We start from the raw sequence: 13,568 nt of genomic DNA, 5'->3' as shown, positions 1-13,568 counted from the left end.
CGGCCGTTCTTGGGGAGTGCCGCGCGGGGGTTACAGCCAGCCCTGGCGGCGGGCCTCGCGTACCGCCTCCATGCGGTTGCGGGTGCCCGTCTTGCCGATGGCCGCGGAGAGGTAGTTGCGGACCGTCGACTCCGACAGATGGAGCTTCGCCGCGATGTCGGCGACCGTCGCACCGTCCACCGCCGCCTTCAGGACGTCGCACTCCCGTCCGGTCAGCGGATTCGGCCCGGCGCTCAGCGCGGCGGCGGCCAGCACCGGGTCCACCACCGTCTCCCCGGTGAGCACCCGCCGGATCGCCACCGCCAGCTCCTCCACCGGCCCGTCCTTGACGAGGAACCCGGCCGCCCCGGCCTCCATGGCCCGGCGCAGATAGCCGGGCCGGCCGAACGTGGTCAGGATCAGCACCCGGCAGTCGGGCGCCTGCGCACGCAGCTCGGCCGCCGCGTCCAGCCCGCTCATGCCCGGCAGCTCGATGTCCAGCAGCGCCACGTCCGGCCGGTGCAGCAGTACGGCGTCCACGATCGCGTCGCCCGCCGAGACCTGGGCCACCACCTCGATGTCGTCCTCCATGCCGAGCAGCAGGGCCAGAGCGCCCCGCATCATGCCCTGGTCCTCGGCGAGCAGAACTCTTGTGCACTTCACCGGGCGGTGCTCCCGCGGCATCTCGTTCACAGGGAACAGGCTAGGGCGGGGTGCTTGCCGGGGTGCGCCCGGCGACCGGTCCATGGCAGCCGATGACGCCACCGAGCCCGCTCATTCGGCGGTCGCCAGGGCCCGGGGGACAGCCAAGGCGATCTTTCCCTGCCGTGGTCCCCGTGCGGCGAACGTATGCGCTCGGGCGGCCCGTGCCATGGGTGTGACCGCGGCCTCAACGAAGCGCTGCTCGGCTCGCACATGGCGGGAGCGGCGTTCACCGGACAGCGCCGCGCACACGCTCACGGGTTCGCGCGGCTGGTGGAACGCGCACGACAGGACGGCGCCGTCCGCCCAGGGGTGTCGGGGACGCACGCGGCGCCCTGAGGGCCATCACAGCGCGGGCGACGTCAGCGGGGCGGTCAGTGTGCACTGGGCGCCGTGACCAGCTCGGTCGCCGCCAACTCCGTTGAGTCCTGCGGGAGTTCGGCGGTGACCGTGAAGCCGCCGCGCGGCGACGGGCCGGCCCGCAGCGAGCCGCCCGCCGCCGCCAGGCGCTCGGTCAGCCCCGTCAGACCGGTACCGCCTACACCCTCCCGGCTCGCGCCGACATCGGTGCCGACATCGGTGGGGGTGCTGGTGCTGGTGTCGGCCGTCGTGCCGGTGCCGTTGTCCGTGACCGTGAGCCGTACCCGCTCCGCCGCGGAGTCGACGGCGATCTCACAGCGGTTCGCGCCGCTGTGCCGTACGACGTTGGTGACCGCCTCGCGCACCACCCAGCCCAGCAGGGCCTCCGTCTGCGGGGCGAGCGGCGTACCGGACTGCCGGACCACCGGGTCCACCCCCGCCGCGGACAGCGCCGAGCGGGCCCGGGACAGCTCGGCGGCCAGGCTGCCCTCCCGGTAGCCGGTCACCGCCTCACGGATCTCCGTCAGCGCCTGCCGGCCCACGGACTCGATGTCGCCGACCTGCGCGAGCGCCGCGTCCAGATCACGCGGCGCCAGCCTGCGGGCCGCCTCCGACTTCACCACGATCACCGACAGCGTGTGCCCGAGCAGATCGTGCAGATCGCGGGAGAAGCGCAGCCGCTCCTTCTCCACGGCGCGGCGGGCCAACTCCTCCCGTGCGGCGCGCAGTTCCCGCACCGCCTCGGACAGGGAGAGGATCGCGGCCGTCACCATCGTCGACAGGAACGTGCCGTAGGCGATGGTCACCGCGTCCGACCCGCCGCGCAGCCAGGACACCACGCCCGCGTACCCGGACAGCAGCAGCCCCGTCCGGCCCAGCCACGGACCGCGCAGGGCCGCGCCCGTCGCGAGGCCGAGCAACGGGAAGAACATCAGCCAGCTGCCCCCGTAACCGATGGCCAGGGCGCTGGTCACCACGGCCATCAGCCCCAGGGCGACCCGGGTGGCCGTCTCCTGCCGCTTCGCCCGGTCGAAGGAGCGGAAGGACACGTAGACGTACAGGGAGTTGAAGGCGAGCAGGCCCAGGCCGCCGATCCACGGGTTGGGGGTCCGCCCCTGCAACAGGTTCGACAGGGAGCCCATCCCCATCAGCAGCCAGGGCAGCAGGGCGAAGCCGGTGGGCGGCGGGCCCGGATGCCCCTCCCCGCGGGCCGTCTGCGGTCCGCCCTGGAAACGACCCATGTCCGCCCGCCACTGGGCGCGCGCCGCCCGCCAGGCGCCCACCTGGCACGCCACGCCCCGCCACCACCTCATGTCCTCGCTGCGGTACACCGTCCCCGCCCCCGATCCGCTGTCCCCGTCCGTCCACATCACCCCCACGACGCTACGGCCCCGACCCCGCACCCGACAGAGCCGCTTGTACAGACCCGACCAGGACAAATGTCCCACCCCACCGACGCCACCACGGGGGGTGTCAGACCACGGGAGCGGTCACGCCCGCTGTTTGTGCCGGGAGCGGGCTGCCATGTCACGACGGCTATCCCCGTCCCCACGGCTGTCCCCGTCCCCACGGCTGTCCCCGTCCCCACGGCTGTCCCCGTCCCCACGGCTGTCCCCGTCCCCACGGCTGTCCCCGTCACGGCGGCTGCCATGCCGCGGTGGCTGGTGCGTCGCGTGGGCCGGCGCGCTGTGGGGGCTGTCCCCGCGTCGGTTGGTGGCCGCGGGGGCCGGTGGGCGGTGTCGGTTGTGGAGCCAAGGTGATCGTTTGGCGCGGCGGGCTGACGGGGGGTCAGGAGGGTTCACAAGTATCGTGGGCTCGGCTATACAAGGGGCGCCGGACTGGAACGCGTTCTAGGTCGGCCCGTGACGACCTCGGTGCGGCCGGCGGTGCGGACGGCCGCGCCGGGGTCTTGAGACCGCGGAGAGCCGCGGTGCCCCGCTCGCCCGACCGCCCCGCTCGCCCGACCACCCCGCTCGCCCGACCGCCCCGCTCGCGCGACCACCCCGCTCGCCCGACCGCCCCGGCCGCCCCCGCTCGCCCGACCACCCCGCTCGCCCGACCGCCCCGGCCGCCCCCGCTCGCCCGGCCGCTCCCGCCGGCCGCCGCCCGTGTCAGGAGCCGTATGCCCATCGACGCAGCCAAGGCCCTCGCCGCCGAACCCCGCTCCCGGAACATCGCCTGGGACCACAAGGACGTCCAGCTCTACCACCTCGGCATCGGCGCCGGCCGCCCCGCCACCGACCCCGACGAACTCCGCTACACCCTGGAGTCCCGGCTGCACGTCCTGCCCGGCTTCGCCACCGTCGCGGGCAGCGGCTCACCCGGCGTGATCAGCGGCCTGTCCATGCCCGGCGTCGAGGTCGACCTCGCCCGCGTCCTGCACGGCGGCCAGTCCCTCACCCTGCACCGGCCCATCCCGGTCGAGGGCACCGCCACCGCCACCGGCCGGATCGCCGCCGTATACGACAAGGCCAAGGCCGCCATCCTCGTCATGCGCACCGAAGTCGCCGACGCCGACGGCCCGTTGTGGACCAGCGACGCGCAGATCTTCGTACGCGGCGAGGGCGGCTGGGGCGGCGACCGCGGCCCCTCCACCGCCCTGGAACCGCCCGCCGGCGATCCTGACCTGACCGTGGAGCGCCCCACCCGCGAGGACCAGGCCCTGCTCTACCGGCTCTCCGGCGACTGGAACCCGCTGCACGCCGACCCCGATTTCGCCAAGTCGGCCGGGTTCGACCGGCCCATCCTGCACGGACTGTGCACCTACGGCATGACGCTCAAGGCCGTTGTCGACACGCTGCTCGACGGCGATGTGACCCGGGTCCGCGCCTACAGCACGCGCTTTGCCGGAGTGGTGTATCCCGGCGAGACGCTGCGCATCCGCATGTGGCGGCGGCCGGGCGCGGTCCGGGTCGCCGTGAGCGCCGTACGGGAACCGGACGAGGCACCCGTCCTCACCGAGACGATCGTCCAACACTCCTGAACCAGACCGCTGTTGAGGGGAGCCGCACCATGCGCGCAGCCGTACTGCACGAGATCGGCCAGGACAAGCTGGAGGTCCTCGACGACATCGAGACGACGGGGTTCGGCCCCGGCAAGGTGAGGATTCGGGTGCGCGCCACGGGGCTGTGCCACTCCGACCTGTCCGCCATGAGCGGGGTGCTGCCGCAGCCGGCGCCGTTCGTGCCCGGTCATGAGGGCGCGGGCGAGATCCTGGAGGTGGGCGAGCACGTCACCGCACTGAAGCCCGGCGACCGGGTGGTGATCTGCTGGCTGCCCGCCTGCGGAGCCTGTCCCGCCTGCGGGCGCGGCCAGAGCGAGCTGTGCCTGGCCGGATTCATGAACGCGGGCACCCCCAACTTCAAGCGCTCCGGCGCTGACCTCTTCGGCTTCGCGGGCACCGGCACCTTCGCCGAGGAGGTCGTCGTGGACGCGGGCTGCGCCGTGCCGATCCCGGACGACGTGCCCTTCGACATCGCCGCGCTCATCGGCTGCGGTGTGACCACCGGACTGGGCGCAGCCCTCAACACCGCGGATGTCGAGGCCGGTTCGTCGGTCGCCGTCATCGGCTGCGGTGGCGTCGGCATCTCGGCCGTCCAGGGCGCCCGCCTCAAGGGCGCCGCGGAGATCGTCGCCGTCGACCCGGTCGCCTCGCGCCGCGAGTCCGCGCTGCGCTTCGGCGCCACCCGGGCCGTCCCGCCCGAGGCACTGGCCGACGCCAAGCAGCAGGTCACCGGCGGCGAGGGCTTCGACTACGTCTTCGAGGTCGTCGGCCGCTCGGCCACCGCACGCACCGCCTACGAGAACACCCGGCGCGGCGGCACACTCGTCGTGGTCGGCGCGGGCGCCATGGACGACTTCCTCAAGCTCAACATGTTCGAGCTGTTCTTCGACGAGAAACGGATCCTGCCGTCCATGTACGGCGGCGGCGATGTGCTGCGTTCCTACACCCGCACCATCGCCCTGTGGCGGGCCGGCCGCGTCGACCTGGAGGGCCTGATCACCCACCGGGTGCCGCTGGCCGAGATCAACGAGGCGCTGGACCAGATGCGTACGGGGACGGCCCTGCGCACCTGCATCGAGATCTGACGGGGGAGCCGAAGCCGTATGCCACTGCCACTCGAAGGCCGGTCCGCCATCGTCACCGGCGCCGGACGCGGACTGGGCCGGGCCGAGGCGCTGGAACTCGCCCGGCTCGGCGCGGCCGTCGTCGTCAACGACTATGGGCGGCCCGGGCCATGGGGGTCCACCCTGCCCGAGCGAAACCGAGGGCTCGGGGGAGGCTCGGGGGCCGCCCCCGCCGCGCCCGCCGAACAGGTCGCCGCGGAGATCCGGGCGGCCGGGGGCCGGGCCGTCGCGCACACCGGGGACGTCGCCGACTTCGCCCAGGCCCGGGAACTGGTCGCGCTCGCGGTCGACGCGTTCGGGAGCCTGGACGTGCTGGTCAACAACGCCGGCATCCTGCGTGACCGCATGGTCTTCTCCATGTCCGAGGACGACTGGGACTCGGTGATCCGGGTCCATCTCAAGGGCCACTTCAACACCACCCGCTTCGCCGCCGCGCACTGGCGGGAGCGGTCCAAGGCGTCCGGGGGGCCGGTCTACGGGCGGATCGTGAACACCTCTTCGGAGGCGTTCCTGGCCGGTTCGGCGGGCCAGCCCAACTATGCCGCGGCCAAGGGCGGAATCGTCGGCCTCACCACGTCCACGGCGCTGGCCCTCGCCAAGTACGGTGTGACCGCCAACGTGATCTGCCCGCGCGCCCGGACCCGGATGACCGAGGACGTCTTCGCCGGCATCGCCGCCCCCGACGAGGGCCTTGACCCGCTTTCGCCCGAGCATGTGGCTCCGCTGGTCGGCTATCTCGCCGGGCCCGCTGCCGCGCGGGTCAACGGGCAGTTGTTCGTGGTCCACGGCGGCATGGTCGCGATCGTCGAACGACCGCGCGTCCAGGCCAAGTTCGACAGCGAGCGGGACGCCTTCAGCTACGCCGAACTCGACGCACTCCTCACCCCGCACTACGCGTCCCGCCCACCGGGGGAGACATTCGCGGCCACAGAAGTACTCACCCTCAAACACGACTGACGCGGTTGCACGTGCGTTGGCGTCGGCGACGCGAAGGGGCTCTGCCCCTTCAACGCCCGGCCGTGCGGCCCCGCTCGCGGGTCATCTGGCGGGGCTGGCCGCGCCGCGGGTCATGGGCGGCTGCTTCGTGCGTCGGCGGCGTCGGCGGTGGTGGCTGGTGGCGACGTGGAAGGGCCCGGCAGTCGTTTTCGCTGCTTTCGCCGTCTTTGACGTGGAGGTGTTTTGATCCCCTGGCGTCCGGGCGGGTTGTTCCGCTCGTGGGTCGTTCGGCGGGGCTGGCCGCGGCGCGGGTCGTCGGCGGTTGCTTCGTGCGTCGGCGGCGGCGGCGGTGGTGGTTGATGGCGACGTGGAAGGGCCCGGCGGTCGTTTTCGCTGCTTTCGCCGTCTTTGTCGCGCATGGGTTTTGCTTCCCCGACATCGGGGCGTGTGGCCCCGCGTGGGTCATTGGGCGGGGCTGGCCGCGCCGCGGGTCGTGGGTAGCTGCTTCATGTGTTGGCGGCGTCGGCGATGGTTGGTGGCGACGTGTCGGGGTCGGCGGTTGTTTTCGCTGGTTTCGCCGTCTTTGTCTTTGGCGCGGAGGTGTTTTGATCCCCTGGCGTCCGGGCGGGTTGTTCCGCTCGTGGGTCGTTCGGCGGGGCTGGCCGCGGCGCGGGTCGTCGGCGGTTGCTTCGTGCGCTGCCGGCGTTGGCGGCGTCGGCGTGGAGGTCGTACGCGGGTGACGGCGTCGGAGGGGGCCGGGTGTCGGTTGACGGTCGGCCCCCTCCCGCCGTGAGTACCGTCAGGCCGCCTACTCGGTCGGCTCCGGCTTGCGGTGACGGCCGCTCGGGGCCGTCTCGCCGTCCTGGGCCGAGACCGGCCCCCGGTGCTTGCCGTGTCCGTCGGTTTCCTGAGAGTCGGCAGACAGCGGCTGCGTGGTGCTGGTGTCGATCATCGGAAGGTTCACCCCGTTAACTTCATCTTTCGTACAGCCGAGCGAGTTTAACCGGCACGCCTCGGCCCTGTTCCAGGCGGGCACGCCAACTGGCACTACTTCGTTACAAGACGTCCCAGAGGAGCCTGTTGCAGGGGCACGGGACGCAGTGCAACCGGTCGCGGAGGCTCCGATTCCACCGCCCTCGGGACGGCCACGGACCCCTCTGCCACCGCCGAACCGTGTGCCCCGTCCAAGCCCCCATACACCCCCCAGTCCCCATGCACCCCCCAGTCCTCGGGCGCCCCCCACCCACGCACCGCCAACCCCCCGGCCGCCGCAGAGCCATCGCGAACCGCCAACTCCCTGGGCGCTGCGAAGCCGTCGGGCGCTGTCGCGGCGCTGGGCGTGGCCGCGTTGCCGACCGCCGCCCAGCCCTGGGGTGCCGCCGGCCCACCGGGCGCCGTCGCCCAGCCGTCGGGTGCCGTCGGCCCCCCGGCCGCCGCCGGGTCGTCGCGGACCGCCAACTCCATGGGCGCTGCGAAGCCGTCGAGCGCCATCGCGTCGTCGGGTGTCCTCGTGTGGACGGGCGCTGCCCAGCCGCCGGCTGCCGCCCGGTGAGGTGCCGTCGGTCGGCCGGGCGCCGTCGCCCAGCCGTCGGGTGTCGTCGGCCGTCCGGGCGCCCCCGGGTCTTCGCGGACCGCCAACTCCTCGCGCGCCCCCGAGCCGTCGAGCGCCGTCGCGTCGCCGGGCGTTCGCGCGTCGTCGGCCGCCGCCCATCCGCCGGCCGCCGCCGGGTCTTCGCGGACCGCCAACTCCATGGGCGCTGCGAAGCCGTCGAGCGCTGTCGCGGCGCCCAGCGCCCTCGCGTTGCCAGGCGCCGCCCAGCCCGGTGTTGCCGAGCCGGCAGGTGTCGCCGAGGTTCTGGGTGTCGTCAGGCTGGTGGGTGTTGGTGGGCTGGCGGGTGTTGGGCGGGGGGTGGTTGGGGAGGTGGGCGGGGTGGTTGTGGGGGGTGTCAGGTGGGCCAGGCCGCAGGGGGTCTCCGGGGTGGCGTACGGGAGCAGCAGTACGCCGTCCTCGGTCCACCGTCCCGTGCCCGCCAACCACCCGGCGGGCGCCGGGAGATGGGACAGCTGTCGGTCCGCGGGCCGCCACACGCCGATCCAGCGGCCCAGCGGGCCGTCCACGCGCAGCGCCACCGCGCAGCGCTCCGGCGTCAGCGCCTGCCCCGGCTGGATCGCGAACGGCGTCATCACGCAGTCCGGCATCCGCAGGCTGTCCGGGAAGCGCACCGGCAGCGTGCTGCCCAGCACGCCCCAGCCCAGCCGCTCCCGGCCCGGCGAGGCCGCGTCCGAGGCGATGAGCAGCAGCCCGCTGTCCGAGTCGGCGAGCAGCAGCCGGTCGTCGCTGTCGGCCGCGATCTGCAGCAGCGGCGACACCTCGCCGCCCCGCTCCAGATCCACCACGATCGCCTTGGTACGCCCGCCGGCCTCCCGGTCCAGGGCCAGCAGCCGCCCCGTGCCGTCCAGCCAGACCCCGCCCGCGCAGCGCCCCGGCACCTCGGCCAGCCGCTCGGGCCCGAAGGCGCCGCCCGCCACCAGCCACACCGCCGTGGAGCGCCGGCCGACGGCGAGGGCGTACGCGTACATCCCGCCCGGGGCCGGCGGCAGCAGCCGCAACCGGGTGCCCGGGTCCGCGCACTCCACCGCGCCCAACGGCAGTTCCCCGGTGCCCGGCCCGGTCGGGTACAGCAGCGAGAACACATGCCGCCCCGCCACCGGCCGGTGGATCAGCACCCGCCCGTCGCCCATCGGCTGCACCTCGGTGCCGGGCTCCTCCGGCTGGTTGCCGGGCAGCGGCACGGCGTACGGCTCGGGGCCGTCCAGCGTCCAGCGCTCCGGGTAGCGGGAGCCGCCGGCCAGCGCGAGCCGGGCGGCGTAGGCGCCGTCCGCCGTGATGCTGCAGCCGGCCTCCGGCACGCCGTCGTCCGCGCCGGCCGCCGAGGGTTCGATCGCACACGCCGTCATCGTTCGCTCACCTCCGGCGACGAACGTAGTTTTCGCACGCACAGCCGTGACACCGCCGAGCGGCCTCTTCACACATAAGGGTGGCCGCGTAGCGGTTCTCCTGAGGAAACAGGGATCCATGTGCTCCGCGGGCACCCCGCCCCCGCGGCCGATACGCCCTCGCCCCCGCGGCCGGTACGGCCCCGCCCCCGCGGCCGGTACATCCCCGCCCCCGCGGCCGGTACGCCCCCGGGGAACAGGCAGGTAGCCTTTCTCCCGTGCCCCGTCTGTCTGAAGTCATCGCCGCGCTGGAGAACCTGTGGCCCGCCGAGCGGGCCGAGTCCTGGGACGCGGTCGGCACGGTCGTGGGCGACCCCGACCAGGACGTACGCCGGGTGCTGTTCGCGGTCGACCCGGTACGGGACGTCGTCGCGGAGGCGGTGCGGCTCGGCGCCGACCTGCTCGTCACCCACCACCCGCTGTATCTGCGCGGTACGACGACGGTCTCGGCCGGCACCTTCAAGGGCCGGGTCGTGCACACGCTGATCAAGAACGACATCGCCCTGCACGTCGCCCACACCAACGCCGACACCGCCGACCCGGGCGTCTCCGACGCGCTCGCCGGGGCGCTGGACCTGCGCGTCGTACGCCCCCTCGTGCCGGACCCCACCGACCCGGCGGGCCGCCGCGGCCTCGGCCGGGTCTGCGAACTCGACCACCCCCTCACCGTGCGGGAACTCGCCGCCCGCGCCGCCGAGCGGCTGCCCGCCACCGCGCAGGGCATCCGGGTGGCCGGCGACCCCGAGGCGGTCGTCCGCACGGTCGCGGTCAGCGGCGGTTCCGGCGACAGCCTGTTCGACCAGGTCAGGGCGGCCGAAGTGGACGCCTTCCTCACCGCGGACCTGCGCCACCACCCGGCCTCCGAGGCCGTCGCACAGACCCCGCTCGCCCTGCTCGACGCGGCACACTGGGCCACCGAGTGGCCCTGGTGCGAGCTGGCCGCGGCCCAGCTCGACGAGATCTCCGACCGGCACGGATGGGACCTGCGCGTCCACGTCTCCAAGACGGTCACCGACCCCTGGACCGCCCACGCGGCGTCCGCCACCGCTCTTCCCCCGGGCGCCACCGCCCCTCCGTCGTCCGCCACCGCCCTTCCACCTGGCGCCACGCGCGCCTCCTCTTCTCACGCACCGGGAGCCCCCAACTGAACGCCGCCCCCGCCGACCAGATCCGACTCCTCGACGTCCAGGCCCTCGACGTACGCCTCCAGCAGCTGGCGCACCGGCGGAAGTCGCTGCCCGAGCACGCCGAGATCGACTCGCTGACCAAGGACCACACCCAGCTGCGTGACCTGCTCGTGGCCGCGCAGACCGAGGAGAGCGACTGCGCCCGCGAGCAGACCAAGGCCGAGCAGGACGTGGACCAGGTGCGCCAGCGCGCCGCCCGCGACCAGCAGCGCCTCGACTCCGGCGCGGTCACCTCCCCGAAGGACCTGGAGAACCTCCAGAAGGAGATCGCCTCCCTCGCCAAGCGGCAGGGCGACCTGGAGGACGTCGTCCTCGAGGTCATGGAGCGGCGCGAGGGAGCGCAGGAGCGGGTGGGCGAGCTGACCGAGCGGGTGGCCTCCGTACAGGCGAAGATCGACGACGCGCACGGCCGCCGGGACGCCGCGTTCGAGGAGATCGACGGCGAGGTGGCGACGGTGACCAAGGAGCGCGAGGTCATCGCCGGTTCCGTACCCGCCGACCTGCTCAAGCTGTACGACAAGCTGCGCGCGCAGCAGGGTGGCATCGGCGCGGCCAAGCTGTACCAGCGCACCTGCCAGGGCTGCCGCCAGGAGCTGGCCATCACCGAGCTGAGCGAGATCCGAAGCGCCGCGCCGGACACGGTCGTACGCTGCGAGAACTGCCGCCGCATCCTGGTGCGTACGGCCGAGTCGGGTCTGTAAGGGGCCCCGGGCGTGCGGGAGTTCATCGTAGAGGCAGATGGCGGATCGCGCGGCAATCCGGGCCCGGCGGGCTACGGCGCCGTCCTGCTCGACGCCGTGACCGGCCAGCCGCTGCTGGAGGCCGCCGAGTACATCGGCATCGCCACCAACAACGTCGCCGAGTACCGCGGGCTGCTGGCCGGGCTGCGGGCCGCGCGTGACCTCGATCCCGGCGCCGCCGTCCATGTCCGCATGGACTCCAAGCTGGTGGTCGAGCAGATGTCGGGCCGCTGGAAGATCAAACACCCCGACCTGAAGCCGCTCGCCGCGGAGGCGGCCCTGGTCCTGCCGTCCGACCGCGTCACCTACGAGTGGATCCCCCGGGAGCGCAACAAGCACGCCGACCGGCTGGCCAACGAGGCGATGGACGCGGGCCGCCGAGGCGAACAGTGGTCCCCGGCGGACTCGACGGCGGCCCTGGACACGACCGTGATCCAGACCCGGGCCGGGGCCGATGACACCGCCGGGGCCGATGACACCGCCGGGGCCGGCGATACGACCGGGGCCGGCGATACGACCGGGGCTGGCGGTACCGCCGGGGCTGGCGGTACCGCTGGGGCCGGTGACACGGCCGGGCCCCTGGGTACCGGGGCGGTCCCGTCGGCCCCCTCGGTCCCGGGCGGCGGCACGGGTGCGGTCCTGGAACCCCCGGTCGCCGGGCCCCAGGCCACCGGACCCCAGGTCTCCGGACCCCAGGTCACCGGCCTTCAGGCCAGTGGCGGCGCGGCCAAGGCGGACGCCGATGTGCGGGCGGCGCGGGCCGTGGCGGCGCCGAGCGCCGGCTGGGCGCCCGCGGATCTCGGGGCCCCGGCCACCTTCGTACTGCTGCGGCACGGGGAGACCCCGCTCACCCCGCAGAAGCGGTTCTCCGGGAGCGGCGGCAGCGATCCGTCCCTGTCGGACGTCGGCCGGGATCAGGCCCAGCGGGTCGCCGCGGCCCTCGCCCGGCGCGGCACCGTCCAGGCGATCGTGTCGTCACCGCTGGCCCGTACCCGGGAGACCGCCGCGATCGTCGCCGCCCGGCTCGGACTTGAGGTGGCCGTCGCGGACGGGCTGCGTGAGACGGACTTCGGCGCCTGGGAAGGGCTCACCTTCGGCGAGGTCCGCGAGCGCCACCCGGACGATCTGAACGCCTGGCTGACCGACCCCGGGGCCCGCCCGACCGGCGGCGGCGAGAGCTTCGCGGCGACCGCCGAGCGGATCGCCGCCACCCGCGACGAACTGGTCACCGCGTACGCCCGCCGCACCGTGCTGCTGGTCACCCACGTGACCCCGATCAAGACCTTCGTACGCCTGGCCCTGGGCGCCCCGGCCGAGTCCCTGTTCCGCATGGAACTCTCGGCGGCGTCCCTGTCGGCGGTGGCGTACTACACGGACGGCAACGCCAGCGTCCGCCTGTTCAACGACACGTCCCACCTGCGGTGAGCTTCGCAGGCCGGGGTGTGTCGAGCCCTGTCGAGCAACACGGGCCGGACAGGCTCCTGCCTCAAGTCGAGGGCCAGACGGTCGGCCGCAGCCCTGCCGCGCCGTGCGTCACACGGCTGGGGCGCGTCGAGTCGCGCGGGCCAGGCGGACTCCTACGCCAACCCAAGCGCCCTGCCACCGGCCGCAGCCCCGCGCCAAGTTGAACGCCCCGCCACCGGCGGGCGCCCCGTGCCAAGTTGAGCGTCCTGCCGCCGGTCGGAGCCCCGTGCTGCGGCGGGCGTACGAGACCGAGCGGGAGCCTCGCGCTGCGTTGAGGGGCGGGCGTTGGCCAGCGCCCTGCGCCGCGGTAGGTGTCATGTAGGCGAGCCGGGGTTCTGCGCGGAGTTGTGGGTCACATCGCCGTGCTGGAGTGCTGCGCTGCGTTGAGGGGCGGGCGGTCGGTCGGAGACCTGCGCCGCGCTGAGCGTCATACGGCTGGGGCGCGTTGAGGGGCACGCCACCGGGCCGAGTTCCGCGCCCAGTTGAGGGCCATGCCGTCGGCCGGAGCCCCGTGCTGCGGCGGGCGTACGAGACCGAGCGGGAGCCTCGCGCTGCGTTGAGGGGCGGGCGTTGGCCAGCGCCCTGCGCCGCGGTAGGTGTCATGTAGGCGAGCCGGGGTTCTGTGCCGAGTTGTGGGTCACATCGCCGTGCTGGAGTGCTGCGCTGCGTTGAGGGGCGGGCGGTCGGTCGGAGACCTGCGCCGCGCTGAGCGTCATACGGCTGGGGCGCGTTGAGGGGCACGCGACCGGGCCGAGTTCCGCGCCGAGTTGAGGGCCATGCCGCCGGCCGGGTGCCGTGCCGCGGGTGTCAGATCTGCGAGTTGGAGCGTTGCGCCCCGTTGGGTGTCTTGCCGCCGGCCGGAGCCCCGCGCCGCGGGTGTCACATGTGCGAGTTGGAGCCTTGCGTCACGCTGGGCGTCCTGCCACTGGCCCGAGCCCCGCGCCGCAGGTAGGCGGTGCATGGCCGAGTCGGCTTCCAAGCCGAGTTGAGGGCCATGCCGCCGGCCGGGTGCCGTGCCGCGGGTGTCAGATCTGCGAGTTGGAGCGTTGCGCCCCGTTGGGTGTCTTGCCGCCGG

10 protein-coding genes and 1 pseudogene are annotated in these 13,568 nt (G+C 74.0%); 7 read left to right on the top strand and 4 right to left on the bottom strand.

Annotated elements, in window-relative coordinates:
- Window positions 1–30: 30 nt before the first annotated feature.
- Window positions 31–663, bottom strand: coding sequence for a response regulator (locus ABT245_RS05060; protein ID WP_351729001.1), 633 nt, complete (start codon window positions 661–663; stop codon window positions 31–33).
- Between the two features lie 165 nt (window positions 664–828).
- Between ABT245_RS05060 and ABT245_RS45995 the strand changes: the two genes are divergently transcribed.
- A complete protein-coding gene (locus ABT245_RS45995) occupies window positions 829–1,020 on the top strand; it encodes an SbtR family transcriptional regulator (RefSeq protein WP_502982067.1) in 192 nt (63 codons plus the stop codon).
- Between the two features lie 35 nt (window positions 1,021–1,055).
- Here ABT245_RS45995 and ABT245_RS05055 read toward each other — a convergent pair whose 3' ends face one another.
- Window positions 1,056–2,354, bottom strand: a complete 1,299-nt coding sequence (locus ABT245_RS05055) for a sensor histidine kinase (RefSeq protein ID WP_351728998.1) — start codon at window positions 2,352–2,354, stop codon at window positions 1,056–1,058.
- Window positions 2,355–3,163: 809 nt separating this feature from the next.
- On the opposite strand from ABT245_RS05055, the gene chsH3 reads away from it, so the two are divergent.
- Genes chsH3 through ABT245_RS05040 form a run of 3 tightly spaced genes read left to right on the top strand, consistent with a single transcriptional unit; the run spans window position 3,164 to window position 6,126 of the window.
- A complete protein-coding gene (gene chsH3, locus ABT245_RS05050) occupies window positions 3,164–4,024 on the top strand; it encodes an enoyl-CoA hydratase ChsH3 (protein WP_351728688.1) in 861 nt (286 codons plus the stop codon).
- 29 nt (window positions 4,025–4,053) lie between these two features.
- Window positions 4,054–5,130, top strand: a complete 1,077-nt coding sequence (locus ABT245_RS05045; RefSeq protein WP_351728685.1) for a Zn-dependent alcohol dehydrogenase — start codon at window positions 4,054–4,056, stop codon at window positions 5,128–5,130.
- Window positions 5,131–5,148: 18 nt separating this feature from the next.
- Entirely contained in the window at window positions 5,149–6,126 is a 978-nt protein-coding gene (locus tag ABT245_RS05040) for a 3-oxoacyl-ACP reductase (protein WP_351728683.1), read from the top strand.
- A gap of 787 nt (window positions 6,127–6,913) precedes the next feature.
- On the opposite strand, the gene ABT245_RS05035 is transcribed toward ABT245_RS05040, so the two are convergent.
- Both ABT245_RS05035 and ABT245_RS05030 read right to left on the bottom strand, forming a co-directional pair.
- Window positions 6,914–7,057: a hypothetical protein gene (locus tag ABT245_RS05035; protein WP_351728681.1), complete on the bottom strand. Its 144-nt coding sequence runs from the start codon at window positions 7,055–7,057 to the stop codon at window positions 6,914–6,916.
- A gap of 986 nt (window positions 7,058–8,043) precedes the next feature.
- Window positions 8,044–9,063 (bottom strand): annotated as a pseudogene (locus ABT245_RS05030) (hypothetical protein); the annotation flags it as partial.
- Between the two features lie 257 nt (window positions 9,064–9,320).
- On the opposite strand from ABT245_RS05030, the gene ABT245_RS05025 reads away from it, so the two are divergent.
- From ABT245_RS05025 to ABT245_RS05015, 3 genes are read left to right on the top strand one after another with little or no spacing between them, the layout of a single operon-like run.
- Window positions 9,321–10,250, top strand: a complete 930-nt coding sequence (locus tag ABT245_RS05025) for a Nif3-like dinuclear metal center hexameric protein (protein WP_351728678.1) — start codon at window positions 9,321–9,323, stop codon at window positions 10,248–10,250.
- On the top strand, window positions 10,247–10,990 hold the full coding sequence (locus ABT245_RS05020) for a zinc ribbon domain-containing protein (protein WP_351728996.1): 744 nt from the start codon (window positions 10,247–10,249) through the stop codon (window positions 10,988–10,990). The genes ABT245_RS05025 and ABT245_RS05020 overlap by 4 nt, the downstream gene beginning before the upstream one ends.
- Window positions 10,991–11,002: 12 nt before the next feature.
- Window positions 11,003–12,454: a bifunctional RNase H/acid phosphatase gene (locus ABT245_RS05015; protein ID WP_351728675.1), complete on the top strand. Its 1,452-nt coding sequence runs from the start codon at window positions 11,003–11,005 to the stop codon at window positions 12,452–12,454.
- The last annotated feature ends 1,114 nt before the right edge of the window (window positions 12,455–13,568 follow it).

Source organism: Streptomyces sp. NPDC001508, from assembly GCF_040298665.1.
In the GTDB taxonomy this organism is placed as follows: Bacteria; Actinomycetota; Actinomycetes; order Streptomycetales; family Streptomycetaceae; genus Streptomyces.
This window is presented reverse-complemented; position numbering and strand designations above follow the sequence as displayed.